At 68.9% G+C, this 312-nt stretch carries 1 pseudogene; it reads right to left on the minus strand.

Annotated features, from left to right (window positions below):
- Positions 1 to 312, minus strand: a pseudogene (locus tag L995_RS14680) (hypothetical protein); the annotation flags it as partial.

Raw genomic sequence — 312 nt, forward strand, 5'->3', positions numbered from 1 at the left:
GTCTTGGCGCGGCCGGCCAGCGCGGCATGGGCAGCCGTGTCGCTCACTTCCACGGTCAGGTCGCAGCTGCGCGCATCCAGGTAGAGCGTGCCGGCCTGGAAGGCCGCGCCCTCGCGCCGGTAGAAGCTGCTGAACGAGACGAAGTTGTTGAGCAGCGCCAGCAGGTCGCGCTGCAGGCGGATGAGCTTTTCCAGCGCCACGGCCTGCAGGCTGTGTTCCTTCTCGGACTCGTCCTGGGCGATGAGGTCCAGCAGCGCGGCTTCCTGCCCGCCGTCCAGCAGTGCCTGCACCTCCTGTTGCGACAGGACGCGG

The organism is Delftia sp. ZNC0008, from assembly GCF_000799035.1.
Lineage (GTDB): Bacteria > Pseudomonadota > Gammaproteobacteria > Burkholderiales > Burkholderiaceae_C > Comamonas > Comamonas tsuruhatensis.